Origin of the sequence: Thiorhodococcus fuscus, assembly GCF_042682685.1 — a bacterium.
Lineage (GTDB): Bacteria > Pseudomonadota > Gammaproteobacteria > Chromatiales > Chromatiaceae > Imhoffiella > Imhoffiella fuscus.
In genome coordinates this window covers 16,715-30,730 of the sequence record NZ_JBHUHX010000047.1, presented here as the reverse complement: position 1 = coordinate 30,730, position 14,016 = coordinate 16,715, and the positions used below count along the sequence as shown (strand labels likewise).

Annotated in this window: 9 protein-coding genes; 5 read left to right on the top strand and 4 right to left on the bottom strand. The window is 61.6% G+C overall.

The annotated features are described in order from the left end of the window. Position 1 precedes the first annotated feature (1 nt). Positions 2–3,115 carry an efflux RND transporter permease subunit gene (locus ACFSJC_RS15360; protein WP_386027951.1) on the top strand — a complete coding sequence of 1,038 codons (3,114 nt, stop codon included), beginning with the start codon at positions 2–4 and terminating at the stop codon, positions 3,113–3,115. Positions 3,116–3,215: 100 nt separating this feature from the next. On the opposite strand, the gene ACFSJC_RS15355 is transcribed toward ACFSJC_RS15360, so the two are convergent. From ACFSJC_RS15355 to pomA, 3 genes are read right to left on the bottom strand one after another with little or no spacing between them, the layout of a single operon-like run. Next, entirely contained in the window at positions 3,216–3,800 is a 585-nt protein-coding gene (locus ACFSJC_RS15355) for a PilZ domain-containing protein (protein ID WP_386027950.1), read from the bottom strand. Further along, complete coding sequence (gene tssL / locus ACFSJC_RS15350; protein WP_386027948.1) at positions 3,797–4,642, bottom strand: type VI secretion system protein TssL, long form; 846 nt, start codon at positions 4,640–4,642, stop codon at positions 3,797–3,799. The genes ACFSJC_RS15355 and tssL overlap by 4 nt, the downstream gene beginning before the upstream one ends. A 34-nt stretch (positions 4,643–4,676) precedes the next feature. Then, positions 4,677–5,438 carry a flagellar motor protein PomA gene (pomA, locus tag ACFSJC_RS15345; RefSeq protein ID WP_386027947.1) on the bottom strand — a complete coding sequence of 254 codons (762 nt, stop codon included), beginning with the start codon at positions 5,436–5,438 and terminating at the stop codon, positions 4,677–4,679. A 205-nt stretch (positions 5,439–5,643) separates the two neighbouring features. Here pomA and ACFSJC_RS15340 point away from each other — a divergent pair, with 205 nt between their 5' ends. Beyond that, on the top strand, positions 5,644–7,752 hold the full coding sequence (locus ACFSJC_RS15340) for a YgiQ family radical SAM protein (RefSeq protein WP_386027946.1): 2,109 nt from the start codon (positions 5,644–5,646) through the stop codon (positions 7,750–7,752). Between the two features lie 16 nt (positions 7,753–7,768). Here ACFSJC_RS15340 and ACFSJC_RS15335 read toward each other — a convergent pair whose 3' ends face one another. Next, positions 7,769–9,238, bottom strand: coding sequence for a hypothetical protein (locus ACFSJC_RS15335; RefSeq protein ID WP_386027945.1), 1,470 nt, complete (start codon positions 9,236–9,238; stop codon positions 7,769–7,771). A gap of 597 nt (positions 9,239–9,835) precedes the next feature. On the opposite strand from ACFSJC_RS15335, the gene ACFSJC_RS15330 reads away from it, so the two are divergent. The 3 genes from ACFSJC_RS15330 to ACFSJC_RS15320 all read left to right on the top strand — a co-directional run bounded on the left by ACFSJC_RS15330 (position 9,836) and on the right by ACFSJC_RS15320 (position 13,965). Further along, positions 9,836–10,609 (top strand): SapC family protein, encoded by a 774-nt coding sequence (locus ACFSJC_RS15330; RefSeq protein WP_386027944.1) that lies wholly within the window; start codon positions 9,836–9,838, stop codon positions 10,607–10,609. A gap of 254 nt (positions 10,610–10,863) precedes the next feature. Beyond that, positions 10,864–12,600, top strand: coding sequence for a type I secretion system permease/ATPase (locus tag ACFSJC_RS15325; RefSeq protein WP_386027943.1), 1,737 nt, complete (start codon positions 10,864–10,866; stop codon positions 12,598–12,600). A gap of 27 nt (positions 12,601–12,627) precedes the next feature. After that, on the top strand, positions 12,628–13,965 hold the full coding sequence (locus ACFSJC_RS15320) for an HlyD family type I secretion periplasmic adaptor subunit (protein ID WP_386027941.1): 1,338 nt from the start codon (positions 12,628–12,630) through the stop codon (positions 13,963–13,965). Positions 13,966–14,016 lie beyond the last annotated feature (51 nt).

Genomic DNA, 14,016 nt, shown 5'->3' with positions numbered 1-14,016 from the left:
CATGGCCCGCTTCTTCATCGACCGCCCCGTCTTCGCATGGGTCATTGCCATTGCCATCATGCTGGCGGGCGTGCTCTCCATCCTGTCCCTGCCGGTGTCTCAATATCCCAGTATTGCGCCGCCGGCGATCGCTATCACCGCCACCTATCCGGGCGCCTCGGCCGAGACCGTGCAGGACTCGGTGACCCAGGTCATCGAGCAGCAGATGAACGGGCTCGACGGTTTGCGCTATATGTCCTCGACCAGCGAGTCGAATGGCGTCTCCACCATCACCTTGACCTTCAACAACGATGTCAATCCGGACATCGCTCAGATGCAGGTCCAGAACAAGCTGCAGCTAGCCAATGCGCTACTGCCGTCTGCGGTGCAGCAGCAGGGCATCCAGGTCGCCAAGTCGGTGCGCAACTTCCTGATGGTGGTGGCCTTCGTCTCGAATGATGGCCGTCTCGACAGCGCCGATCTGGGCGATTACGCTGCGAGTCTGGTGAAGGATCCGATCAGTCGTGTCGAGGGTGTCGGCGAGATCACCCTGTTCGAGTCTCAGTACGCCATGCGGATCTGGCTCGACCCCAACCGTCTGAATCAGTACGGGTTGACGCCGGCGGATGTCGCCAAGGCCATCGAGGCCGAGAACGCCCAGGTTTCGGCCGGGCAGCTCGGCGGCATCCCGGCCGAGGAGGGCCAGCAGCTCACCGCGACGGTGAACGTGCAGAGCCGTCTCAACACGCCGGAGGAGTTCGGCGCCATCCGACTGCGCACGGAGGCGGACGGCTCGACCGTTCTGCTGCGTGACGTGGCGCGCGTCGCCTTGGGCAGCGAGACCTACGGCAAGACGGCTCGATACAACGGCAAGTCGGCCGCAGGCATGGCTATTCGTCTCGCGACTGGCGCCAACGCGCTGGATACCGCCGATGCGGTCAAGCGCAAGATCGACGAACTCTCGGCCTTCTTCCCTCCGGGGATGGAGGCGGTCTATCCCTACGACACCACGCCTTTCGTGCGCATCTCCATCAGCGAGGTGGTCAAGACCCTGTTCGAGGCGGTCATCCTGGTCTTCCTGGTGATGTATCTCTTCCTGCAGAACTTCCGCGCCACCCTCATCCCCACCATTGCGGTGCCCGTGGTGTTGCTCGGAACCTTTGGCGTGCTGGCTGCGTTCGGTTATTCGATCAATACCCTGACGCTGTTCGCCATGGTGTTGGCCATTGGCCTGTTGGTCGACGATGCCATCGTGGTGGTGGAGAACGTAGAACGGGTCATGCACGATGACGGATTGCCGCCCAAGGAGGCCACGCGCCGCTCCATGGATCAGATCACCAGCGCCCTGGTCGGTATCGCTCTGGTGCTCTCGGCGGTCTTCGTCCCCATGGCCTTCTTCAGCGGCTCGACCGGCGTCATCTATCGTCAGTTCTCGATCACCATCGTTTCGGCCATGCTGCTTTCGGTGGTGGTGGCCCTGACCCTGAGTCCGGCACTGACAGCCACGTTGCTCAAGCCGGTTCCTCATGGACCGCGACGCGGCTTCTTCGGCTGGTTCAACCGCAATTTCGGCCGCAGCGTCGATCTCTACGGCGAGGCGGTGGAGCGGATCGTCAAATGGCGCTGGCTGTTCTTGGGCGTCTATGCCTTGCTGGTGGGCGCGATGATCGCGCTGCATGAGCGTATGCCGACCTCCTTCCTGCCTGAGGAGGATCAGGGAATCCTCATTATTCAGGCCGTACTGCCCTCCGGTGCCACGCGCGAGCGAACCCTGGACGTATTGGCTCAGGTCGAGAAGTATTTCAATGAGAACGAGCAGGAGGCCGTGAAGGAAATGATTACGGTCGCCGGATTCAGCTTCTCGGGCCAGGGCCAGAACATGGCGATCGGCTTCGTGCGGCTGAAGGATTGGAGCCAGCGCGACCGGCCGGACCTGCACGTCGGGGCGATCGCCGGGCGGGCGATGGGGGCCTTCTCCAAGATCCGCGATGCCCGCGTCTTCGCCTTCGCGCCGCCAGCGGTCATCGAGCTGGGTACCGCCTCGGGATGGGACGTTCAGTTGCAGGACCGCGCCGGTCTCGGCCATGAGGCTTTGGTCGCCGCGCGCGGTCAGTTCCTCGGTATGGCGATGAAGGACCCGAATCTGGTGGCCGTGCGTCCCAACGGTCGCGAGGACGAGCCTCAGTATCAGGTGGAGGTCGATCGCACCAAGGCAGGGGCGCTCGGCCTGTCTCTGGCCGACATCAACAATACCCTCTCGATCGCCTGGGGTAGCGCCTATGTCGACGACTTCGTCCATGAAGGCCGGGTGAAGAAGGTCTATCTACAGGCCGACGCCCCCTATCGCATGCTGCCCGAGGATCTGGATGCCTGGTATGTGCGTAACGGTAAAGGGGAGATGGTGCCCTTTTCGGCCTTCGCCTCGGCGCACTGGACCTATGGTTCTCCGCGCTTGGAACGTTACAACGGTCTGCCGTCGTCCGAGGTGCTGGGTCAGGCCGCACCGGGGCTGAGCACGGGCGCGGCGATGGAGACCGTGGCCGAGCTGGCCTCGAAGCTGCCGAAGGGGATCGGTATCGAATGGACCGGGCTGTCCTTCGAGGAGCGCGCCGCCGGTGCCCAGGCCTCGGCCCTCTATGCGCTGTCGGCGCTGGTGGTGTTCCTCGCGCTGGCCGCGCTCTACGAGAGTTGGTCGGTACCCTTCGCCGTCATGTTGGCGGTACCTTTGGGCGTGCTGGGCGCCGTGGTCGCCGCGATGGGGCGCGGACTGCCGAGCGACATCTATTTCCAGGTGGGTCTGTTGGCCACCATCGGTCTCTCTGCCAAGAACGCCATTCTCATCGTCGAGTTCGCCAAGACGCTTCAGGAGCAGGGCACCGATGCCTTGTCTGCGGCACTGGAGGCGGCGCGGATGCGTATTCGTCCCATCATCATGACCTCGCTGGCCTTCGGTTTCGGCGTGTTGCCGCTCGCGATCAGCTCGGGTGCCGGGGCAGGTGGGCGCAATGCCATCGGGACCGGCGTGCTCGGCGGCGTGGTCGCGGCCAGCATGCTCGGCGTCTTCTTCGTCCCGCTCTTCTTCGTGCTGATCCGAGGTCGCCTGAAATCATCCGCAGCCAAATCGGCGACGGATTGATCCGGTCATGCCTGGCGTCGCCCGCGCGGCGATCCAGGCATGCGCTGCGTCCTCAGTTCGCTTCCAATCCGGGGCGGTTCGTTCTTTCGAGGCAACCGCCTTACTCGTCCTCGTAGCGGGCCTGAAGCCGTTGTCTCTGTAATAGATAGATGTGTCGGATGATCGCCTCGCGGTCGGCGTCGCGTAGATGGGTGAATTCGATCGCCACGTCGGCCTTAGGCGAGGTCGTCTCGCCGCGCACGACTCGGCCCAGCGCTTCGATTCGGCAAAGGTCGGGGAACAGGGCGAGTTTTACGCTCACCATGGAGTCGATGGCGAAGACCTCGTCGGTCATCAAGCTCAATCCCTGGGCGCTGATGTTGGCCATGGTGTTGGGCTTGCTCGGGAAATCGTCCCGGCCGTCGATCGCTTGGGCCAGGATGTCGAGTTGGCGCTCAAGGATGCGGATGTAGCTGGCAACGGTCGGGAACTTGCTTTCTAGGCTGCGCTGTTGCGGAAGATGCTCATAGCGCATGCCCCGAAGCTCGTTCAAGAGACCGATTCGGTTGGTACTCCCCTGATGGGCGGCGATGGCCGCCTCTTCATCGGATGCAGCGACAGGCGTCAAGGCGAGTCCGACCTCATCGTCGATCCGGAAGAAGCGTCGCCGCTCCTGCTCCGCCGTCGTGGGCTTGTCTTCGGTCATCGGGTGGTCTTCGTCGTTGAGTTCATGTTCAACTCGGGGATCGCTTCGAGCGCCTCGCGCACGCCTTGATCTCCAAGCACGATGATCTCCACGCGACGGTTCGCGGCGCGACCCGCAGCGGTCTCGTTGGAGTCGAGCGGTTTGTTTTCGCCGTAGGCGCGGATCTCGACCCGCTCGGGGTCGATCTGGTCCTCGCGGGTCATGGCGTCGGCCACGGCGGCAGCGCGGGCAGCCGAGAGGACCCAGTTGGAGGGGAATTCGTAGGTCTGGATCGGGATGTTGTCCGTATGCCCGGCCACGATGATCTTGCCCTCGACCTGGTTGAGCGCGTCGCTGATCTTGTTGAGCGTCCCTCTGAATCCAGGCGAGACCTTGGCGGAGGCCGATTCGAACGAGCCCTTCTCTTGGATGCGGATGATCACCTGATCCTCGATCGTCGAGATTTCCAGCAATCCCTCCGAGATCTCTTTCTTCAGCATCTCCTTGAGTTCCTCGGCCTTATCCTCCGCCTTGGCGGCTTCCTCAACCTTTAGATTTTGCTTCATCTCGTCCATGGTCTGCTGGCGCACCTCGTTGACCACGGTGGCTTCAGGCTGTGCGGGCGAGAATTCCTGGGCGATGATGCTGGTCCCGAGCGGGATGCTGGTCGCTTCGACCTCTTGTTGTACGCCGAACGCGGCCTTCATGGATCCGGCGAGCTGCTTGTACTTTTGGACGTCCATCTCGGAGAAGGACAGCAGCAGCACGAAAAAGCACATCATCAGCGACATCAGGTCGGCGAAGGTGGCCATCCATTCGGGTGCGCCGGCCGGCGGATCGGGGCATTCGCATTCTTCTGTCACGGCATTGACCTCGTCCGGTTGAAACTCAGCGGTATCAGCCCTTGTCTGCGCTCTGGCGCAGGTGTTCCGGCAGATAGGTCATGAGCAGCTGCTCCAGAACGCGCGGGTTCAGCCCTTCCTGAATCCCGGCGATCGACTCTAAGATAAGTGATTTGGAGAGTTTTTCCTCGCCGCTACGCAGTTTGAGCTTTTCGGCGATCGGGGTGGCGAAGGCATTCGCCAGCACCGCACCATAGAGTGTGGTCAGGAGCGCCACGGCCATGGCCGGACCGATGGCCTTGGGGTCGGACATGTTTGCCAGCATCTGCACCAGCCCGATGAGGGTGCCGATCATTCCCATGGCGGGAGCCACCTCGGCTGTAGCCTTGAAGACGCTGTAGCCGGCCTCCTGGCGCTGGATGGTCAGATTGATGTCCTTTTCCAGAACCTTCTGCACCACCTCTGGCGGATGGCCGTCGATGCACAGCGAGATTCCGGTTTGCAGGAACGGGTGTGAGATCGGTTTGCCTTCGAGCGCCAGCAGACCCTCGCGGCGGGCCGTGTTGGCCAGGGAGACGGCCTCCTCGACCAGTGCCGTCGGCGAAATCGATTTGTGCAGGAAGGCGCCCAGAGCGACCTTGAAGCTGCCCAGAAACTGGCCAAGCGTGGTCCGAAACAGTACGACGAACATGGTTCCGACGAGCACGATGACGATCGAAGGGACGTCGACGAAGACCATGAGGTCGCCACCGAGCACGATGGCGCCGATCATCACACCGGTTGCGCCTAGCATTCCCAATAGGGTCGCCAAATCCACGTTATTGCCCTCTACGTCAGTGATTCAATCATGCAGGCTCGACCCCGCTGGTGCCGATAGACCCGGGTCGCGATCGGGAATATCCGGTGTAGGGTACGCGCCGCGTACCCCATAGGCTATTGTCCAGTGATTGTGCTGTTCGGGTCCAGCCGTCGTCCGCAGCTACAATGGTCGATCCACGATGGCCCGAAGGACCCGAACAACGATGCACAGCGCTCCCGACATCTTCTCCTACCGCAAATATTGGGCGCACCGTTTCGGCGTCGCGCCCGAGCTTCCCATGTCCCGCGCCGAAATGGATCGGCTGGGTTGGGATAGCTGCGACGTCATCATCGTCACTGGCGATGCCTATGTGGATCATCCCTCGTTCGGGATGGCCATCATCGGGCGTCTGCTGGAGTCGCAGGGGTTTCGGGTCGGTATCCTCTCGCAGCCCGATTGGACCTCGGCCGCCGGTTTCCAGGCGCTCGGTCGGCCGAACCTCTTCTTCGGGGTGACCGCAGGCAACATGGATTCCATGGTCAATCGCTATACCGCCGATCGGCGTCTGCGTTCGGACGACGCCTATACGCCCGATGCGCAGCCGGGCCGTCGGCCCGATCGATCTGTGACCGTCTATGCCCAACGGGCGCGGGAGGCCTACAAGGATGTGCCGATCGTGCTGGGCGGAATCGAGGCCAGCCTGAGGCGTATTGCCCACTTCGACTACTGGTCCGAGAAGGTACGCCGCTCGGTCCTGCTCGACTCCAAGGCCGACCTCCTGCTGTTCGGCAACGCCGAGCGCGCGGTGGTCGAGGTCGCGCATCGGCTGGCGCGCGGCGAGCCGATCGCGGAGATCCGCGATCTGCGCGGCAGCGCCTTCATCACGCGGACCTGTCTCGATGGTTGGACCGAGCTGGATATGACCCAGGTCGAGGGACCGGTTGCGCCGAAGCGCCATCCCAACCCCTACGAACCGGAGCCCGAGTGCGAGCGCCAAGGCGAGGTGCCCGAGCCGCGCCGGGTGCGCCCGGCCGATCGCGTGCGGACCGTGGTGCGATTGCCGTCGTTCGAACAGGTGCGTGACGATCAGGTTCTCTACGCCCATGCCTCGCGCGTCTTCCATCAGGAGACCAATCCTGGAAACGCGCGTGCCCTGGTCCAGGCCCACGGTGACCGGGATGTCTGGTTCAATCCGCCGCCCATTCCGTTGACGACCGAGGAGCTGGATCGGGTCTACGAGCTGCCCTTCAGTCGGCGGCCCCATTCCGAGTATGGCGATTCTCGCATGCCGGCCTGGGAGATGATTCGCGGCTCGGTCAACATCATGCGCGGCTGTTTCGGTGGCTGTACTTTCTGCTCCATCACCGAGCACGAGGGGCGGATCATCCAGAGCCGCTCGGAGGCATCCATCCTGCGCGAGGTCGAGGATATCCGCGATCGCACGCCCGGCTTCACCGGTACCATCTCCGACCTCGGCGGCCCGAGCGCCAATATGTGGCGCATGGCCTGCAAGGACCGACGCATCGAGGCCGCCTGCCGCAAGTTGTCCTGTGTCTACCCGGATATCTGCCGCAATCTCGATACGGATCACGAACCGCTGATTCGGCTGTATCGTCTGGTGCGCGCCCTTCCCAAGATCAAGCGCGTGCTCATCGCCTCCGGACTGCGTTACGACTTGGCGGTGCGCTCTCCGGCCTATGTGCGCGAACTGGTCATGCACCATGTGGGCGGGTATCTCAAGATTGCCCCGGAGCACACGGAGGAGGGGCCGCTTTCGATGATGATGAAGCCGGGGATCGGCACCTTCGACCGTTTCAAGGAGATGTTCGAGCGCTACTCGCGCGAGGCCGGCAAGGAGCAGTATCTCATTCCCTATTTCATCTCCGCCCATCCGGGGACGACCGATCGCGACATGCTCAATCTCGCGCTCTGGCTCAAACGCAACGGTTTTCGGCTCGATCAGGTGCAGTCGTTCCTGCCGACACCGTTGGCGATTGCCTCCGCCATGTATCACAGCGAGCGCAATCCACTGAAGCGCGTGACCCGGAGCGCGCCGAGGGTGCCGGTGGTGCGCGGTCAGCGCCAGCGCCGGCTGCACAAGGCCTTTCTACGCTATCACGATCCCGAGAACTGGCCGCTGCTGCGGCAGGCGCTGAAGGATATGGGGCGGGCGGATCTCATCGGCAACGGCAAGCGGCACCTGATTCCAAGTTTCCAGCCGGCGGGAACCGGAGGGGCGCCGGAGGGGCAGCGTCGGCCTCGGGCTCAGGTCAAGCCCTCGGCCGCGCGCGCGCGGACGCTCAAGCCGAAGCCGGTGCGTGGTCGGCGTTGATGCCGCGCGATGGGGCTCATTTCGGTGCCCATCGCAGACAGGTTCCGGGTGCGTCGTCCGCGATGAAGCCATACTGGCGTCCCATCCAGTAGGCGAGCAGATAGTCGACGCCCGCATAGGCCAGATTCGGCGTTCCCGGATCGTAGAGCTTCCAGGGTTGGCGCTCCCAGACGAAGGTCGTCGGAACCCGCTCGTCGACATTGACGGCGACGGCCGAGATGCCCGGACACTTCTCGCTTTCTGGATAGATACCGCGCAGATCGCGACCGGTGGCCAGATTGGGCGCGACCGGGAAACGCGCCAATTGGGCGGCGTTGGCCGTGATCACGTCCTGAACCGCATCCTCTGGGGACGCCTGGGAGGCGTAGATGAAGGCGAAGAAGACGTTTTTGTGATCGGCCACATCGGCCCAGAGTGCGTCGCGCAGCACCTTGCGCTGCAGTCGGGCCTTGATCGTCGGGTCGGTCTCCAGTCGGATCCAGTTGTAGAGCGGCATGAAACCGATGTTGAGTCCGAAGTAGCCGCTGTCGCACCGGTTGGTGTTGCGCCATTTCTCGGCGATGCTCAGCCATTCGCCGACATGCTGCTGATAGTGCTCGGTGATCGCCTGGCGTCGCTGCGCGTAATCCGGGACGCCCTCGGTTACCTGGAGTGCGATCCGGAAGATAGCGCCGAGTTGGATCGCCTGGGTCGGTTGCGGCGTGCTGGGGAAGAATGAAAATCCAGGCACCTGCCGGATCAGATCCGCCGCGTCTGCGGTGAAGAAGAGGATGCCTTCGCCGGCCGCATCGAAGGGGCTGATCTGCAGCGTCAACATCGGCACGCCATCGGGCGCGTCGGCACGGCTGAAGACCGCGTAGGGAATGTGCGCCGTCGTGGAGAGCGTCGAGCCGTTGAGTCTGAGCTGAACGGGCTGGCTCTCGCTCTGCATCAGCTGCTCGACGAAGCGCACGACATCGCTGCGGATCGTTTCGCGTAGCGCAGGACTCTTGGTTGCCGAGTAGGCCAGCGAGTAGCCGAGCAACACCCCCTGATACTGATCGCGACTGATGTTGCCCCGCCAGTGCCAGGTCGAACCCTTGAAGGCGACATCCCGATGTACCTCCGGGTCGTCCGCAGGCAGCAAGGCCAGGATCTGCTCTGAGCTGTCGGCCGGCGCGGCATATCGGGCGAGATAGCCGCGATCACCTGAGATGCGCCACCAGCGGTGCAGCGTCTCGACGGTCGCCCGCATCCAGCGCGCGGCATCCGGCGCCCCCGTGTCCATGAAATGCAGCGACTCCGCAGCCAAATAGGCTCCGGTCCAGATCGCGGAGTCGCGCCGACCGCCGTAGGCCAGCACCTGGTTGAGCGATGCGTCCGTGAACTGGGTGCTGGTGATGCCGCCAGCGGGCATCATCCAGGTATGCAGCCATCTGGTATAGTCTCGCGCCAAGTTGTGCATGGCGCCCGGCCCGGTCGTAAAGGGGATGCTGCTCCAGGACATGCGGTTGGAATCCCAAATCTCGCAGCGCGTCGTGGCGCCAGAGTCTTCGAGGAGACAGGCATCGGCGCAGTCGGGCGTGATGCCAGGCTGTGCCGTTGTGGATATCAACCATAAACAGAGTGCGAGAGAGCGATACCTTTTCATGTCTCTATTCCGCTGATTCGAGTATCTGGCGATACCGCTTCTATCGCTTCGGCATCGAATGATGGTATCCCAGAGTTCACTGGTTGAACTGGTTGGATCGGAAGTATAGCGTTCCTAAGCTAAGCCTTTTTTCGGCTCGGGCGTCTGTTTGGTCGGTCGGCGTCGTTCAGTTCCGTGATCCCGCAAAGCTTGGCCTGGAGCGTTGTGCTGCGGGCGCTCCGGTTTTTTGTCTCCTGCGACTAGAGTGGATGCACGTGGGGAATCGCTGGGCCGTTTGTATCTGAGGTGCCGGTCTGCCGTGTGCGTTGGCTGAGCTTGGCCGCTTGTGTGTTCCATGCTCGGGGCATCGGGCTATTCCCGTGTTTGCGGCGTTAAAAGGGCGTATGACGCAGCACTATCGTAGATCCGGCCATGTTTCGAACGACGCTGATACAACCTGTATAAGGAGCTAGAATGCCAAAATTCACCCCCATTTCCCGTGAGCGCCACGCAGAAATGTGCTGGCGTCGTTTCGATTCCTATGGCTTCGCAAGGCAAGCCAATGTCGCATCGCTGGTCGCCTCGGAGATGCCAAAGGCATCTTCCGCGATGCCGCTTGCCTTCATCCGTCAAGGCGAGGATTTTCTGCCTGTGGCGCTGATGGGCCTGGAGCCGGGGAAGAATCTTTTTGTCGCTTCTGATGGCCGTTGGCTGGGGCGGTATGTCCCTGCTGCGTTTCGTGGTCAGCCGTTCGCATTTGCCAAGTTGGAAGACGGGGGGCTGGTTCTCTGTATCGACGAAGAGAGCGAACTGGTTGGTGAGCATCATGGCGCGGAGCAGCTCTTGACAGCAGAGGGCGAGCCGACCGAGGCCGTGAAACAGGTTCTGGATTTTCTGCGTCAGGTCGAAGCTGATCGCGGGCCAACCAAGACGGCCTGTGCCGCCTTGGTTCGTCATGATCTGATACGCCCTTGGCCCATTACGCTCAAGGATGAGTCTGGCGAGCAAAAGGTCGAAGGCATTCATCAGGTCGATGAGGCCGCGCTCAACCAGCTTTCAGACGAGGCCTTTCTCGATTTGCGACGCTGCGGCGCCTTGCTGCTCGCCTATTGTCAACTGTTGTCGATACAGCACCTGCCGATGCTGGGTGAGCTAGCGAAGCTGCACGCGCAGGCGGTGTCCGCCCCTCAGCCCTCCGTTTCAACGTCCTTCTCCTTGCATGATGACGATGTGCTGAACTTCGGGTGATCAAGGTGGTTTTTGGGGGCGGGGATGTCCGATGTCTATGCCGGTATTGGGTTTTTACTCAGGGTTCGGGCCGAATCTCGCTTATAATTTAAGGTCGTGTGCTGCATCGATGTGGTTCAGGTTTTTCTGCGTTTGCAGTGCCTTTTGAGCTAAGCTGGCCACATTCGTATTGGCGCCTGGGGGGCTGACCGTGGTTTTTGTTTCGCGAGCCAGCTCGGTCCCTGAATTCCTCTACTCAACTCGGTTTATCTCCCGTGCAACATCGCAATCGTCCTGAAGACGAGTTGCGCGCCGTCCTAAAGGCCAGCCGCAACTCGTTTATCTTCGCCGGTTTTTTCAGCATGTTTATCAATATGCTGATGCTGGTTCCCGCGCTCTACATGCTGCAGGTCTATGATCGAGTGCTAGCGAGCAGCAGTGAGTCAACGCTTCTGATGCTGACGATTTTGGTCGTCTTCCTATACCTGTCGATGTCGCTGTTCGAGGTCATACGCTCGCGTATCCTTGTGCGAGTCAGCGCCCGTCTCGACATGCAGCTGAATCCTCGACTGTTCGCGGCAATGTTCGATGCCAAGCTGCGTGACGGGCGCGGAGCCGGTACCCAGCCGATCGATGACTTGGGCAATCTGCGTCAATTTTTGACTGGAAACGGTCTCTTCGGCTTCTTCGATGCGCCTTGGGTGCCCGTTTATATCGCCGTGCTTTTCTTGCTGCACCCACTCTTGGGGTGGTTCGCCGTTGGTGGCGCCGTGTTGCTCTTCGGTCTTGCGGTCGCGAACGAAGTGCTCACCCGTAAGCCGCTTGCCGAAGCCAATCGGCTGGCCATTGCGGGACGCAACTATCTCGGGGGCAATCTGCGTAATGCGGAGGCATTGGAGGCGATGGGCATGGTGGGGCGCGTACAGGCGCGTTGGTCCGAGCGCCACCAGGACGTGCTCAAGCTTCAGGCTTTGGCGAGTGATCGCGCCGGGCTTTTGGCCAATGCGAGTAAGGGTCTGCGGGTCGCTCTGCAGTCCTTGATCCTCGGTATGGGCGCCTATCTGGTCATTCAGCAAGAGTTCACGGCGGGCGTCATGATCGCTGGCTCCATCATTCTCGGTCGCGCCCTGGCTCCGATCGATCTTTTGATCGGAACCTGGAAGGGCTTTTTGTCAGCGCGTTCCGCCTACCAGCGCTTGCATGGGCTGCTGTCGGCGGTTCCCAAGCGACCGCGTTTCATGAGTCTTCCCGCTCCAGACGGTTCGGTCTTGCTCGATGGGGTGGTCGCAACTCCGCCGGGTGGTTCGACGCCGGTGCTGCGCGGTATCCATTTTGAAATTGCCGCCGGCGAGGTGGTGGGCGTGATCGGGCCAAGTGCTGCGGGCAAGTCGAGTCTGGCGCGCGTGATTCTGGGTCTCTGGCCCGTGGTCGCGGGCAAGGTTCGCCTGAGCGGTGCGGATATCACGCACTGGAATCGCGAGGAGCTCGGCCCCTATATCGGTTATCTTCCTCAGGATATCGAACTGCTCGATGGTACCGTCAGCGAGAACATTGCCCGCTTCGGTGAGATCGATCCCGAACAGGTGGTGGAAGCCGCCAAACGGGCGCAGGTGCATGACATGATTTTGCGCCTGCCCAAGGGATACGACACTCCGGTCGGTGAAGGGGGAGCCGTGCTCTCCGGCGGTCAGCGTCAGCGTATCGGTCTTGCGCGAGCCATGTACGGTCGGCCGGTACTCGTGGTTCTTGATGAGCCCAACTCGAATCTCGACGATCAGGGTGAGGCCGCGCTGATCCGGGCCATCAACCAGCTCAAGGCCGAGGGGTCGACCGTCGTCATCGTCGCCCACCGACCTAGTGTGCTCGGTTCGGTCGATAAAATTATTGTGTTGCGCGAAGGGCTTTTGGAGTTGTTCGGGCCGCGCGATCAGGTGTTGTCGAAATTTGCGCGTCCGACCGCTGTCAAATCACAGCCGACGGCAACGGCCTTGCCTTCTCAGGCGGCCAGCTGATTTAGATTCAAGGCGGTATCGAAATAGATGGATATCACGGTTGTTCCCCATGAAGTCGAAGGCCGCAGTGGCGACCACGTGCGTACCAGCGATAGGCCGGAGCGTATCGCCGGCCTGCTGTTGATCGTTGCTCTGTTCGGTGGCTTCGGCGTTTGGTCTGTCTTGGCCCCGATCGACAGCGCGGCCGTAGCGCCAGGTGTGCTCGCCGCCGAGTCTGCGCGTAAGACGATTCGCCACCTGGACGGTGGCGTCGTCTCGGAGATACTGGTTCGCGAAGGGGATCGCGTTGCGAAAGGAGATGTCTTGGTGCGCCTCGATGACACCGAGGCCAGTGCTCAGCTCGAGATCGTGCGTGGTCAGTATCTCTCGGCTCGGGCCCAAGAGGCGCGTTTACTTGCCGAGAGGGACGATTTGCCTGAGATCACCTTTCCCGACGAGCTGATTAAGGCTGAAGGCGATTCGCGTATTCGCGAAGCCCTGACCGGTGAGCGGCGTGTTTTCGTTGCTCGCAAGAGTGCTTTGCTTGGTGAGCAAGAGGTCTTGCTGCAGCGAACCGACCAGCTTCAGGAGCAGATTCGAGGTCTTGAGTCCTTGGTTTCCACCAAAACCAAGCGCATTCAGCTTTACCAGGAAGAGATCGAAGGCTTAAAAAAATTGTTCTCGAAAGGGCTTGGGGATAAGAGCCGGCTTCGCGAATACGAGCGGTTATCGGCTGAGATCGAGGGCGAGCGTGGTCAGCATCAGGCCGATATTGCTGGTGCGCGCATGCGGATCGGAGAGACCAATATTCAGATTGCCCAGTTGAAGCGTAAATTTACGAGCGACGTGGTGACCGAACTGCGGGATGTTGAGACCAAGATCTCCGATCTGCGCGAGCGTATGCGCGCGCTTGGGCAGACCCTCGAGCGCACAGTGATTCGCGCTCCGGTGGCCGGTGCTGTTGTCGCCTCTAGCGTCCATACCGTTGGTGGTGTGCTGCGCCCCGGCGACCATGTGCTCGACATCGTTCCCGAAGACGATTCCGTAATCGTCGAGGCCAAGGTTCAGCCGACCGATGTCGACCGAGTCTCTCCAGGATTGGAGGCGGATCTTCGTCTTAGTGCGTTCAATGCGCGCACCACTCCGGTTGTGCAGGGGCGCGTTCTTACGGTTTCTGCCGATAGTCTGGTCGACGAGGCGACGAGAAGACCCTATTACTTGGCGCGGATAAAGGTCACTTCCGAGGGAATGGCGAAGCTCAAAGGGCGAGTCCTCCAGCCCGGAATGCCGGTCGAAGCGATGATCAAAACGGGTGAGCGCACCTTCTTCGAGTATCTGAGTCGTCCCGTTACCGACCGCTTGGCTCAGGCGTTCAAGGAAGAGTGATAGCTCGGTCGATATTTCCTCACGAGAAGTCGGGTCCCGGTTGCAATAATG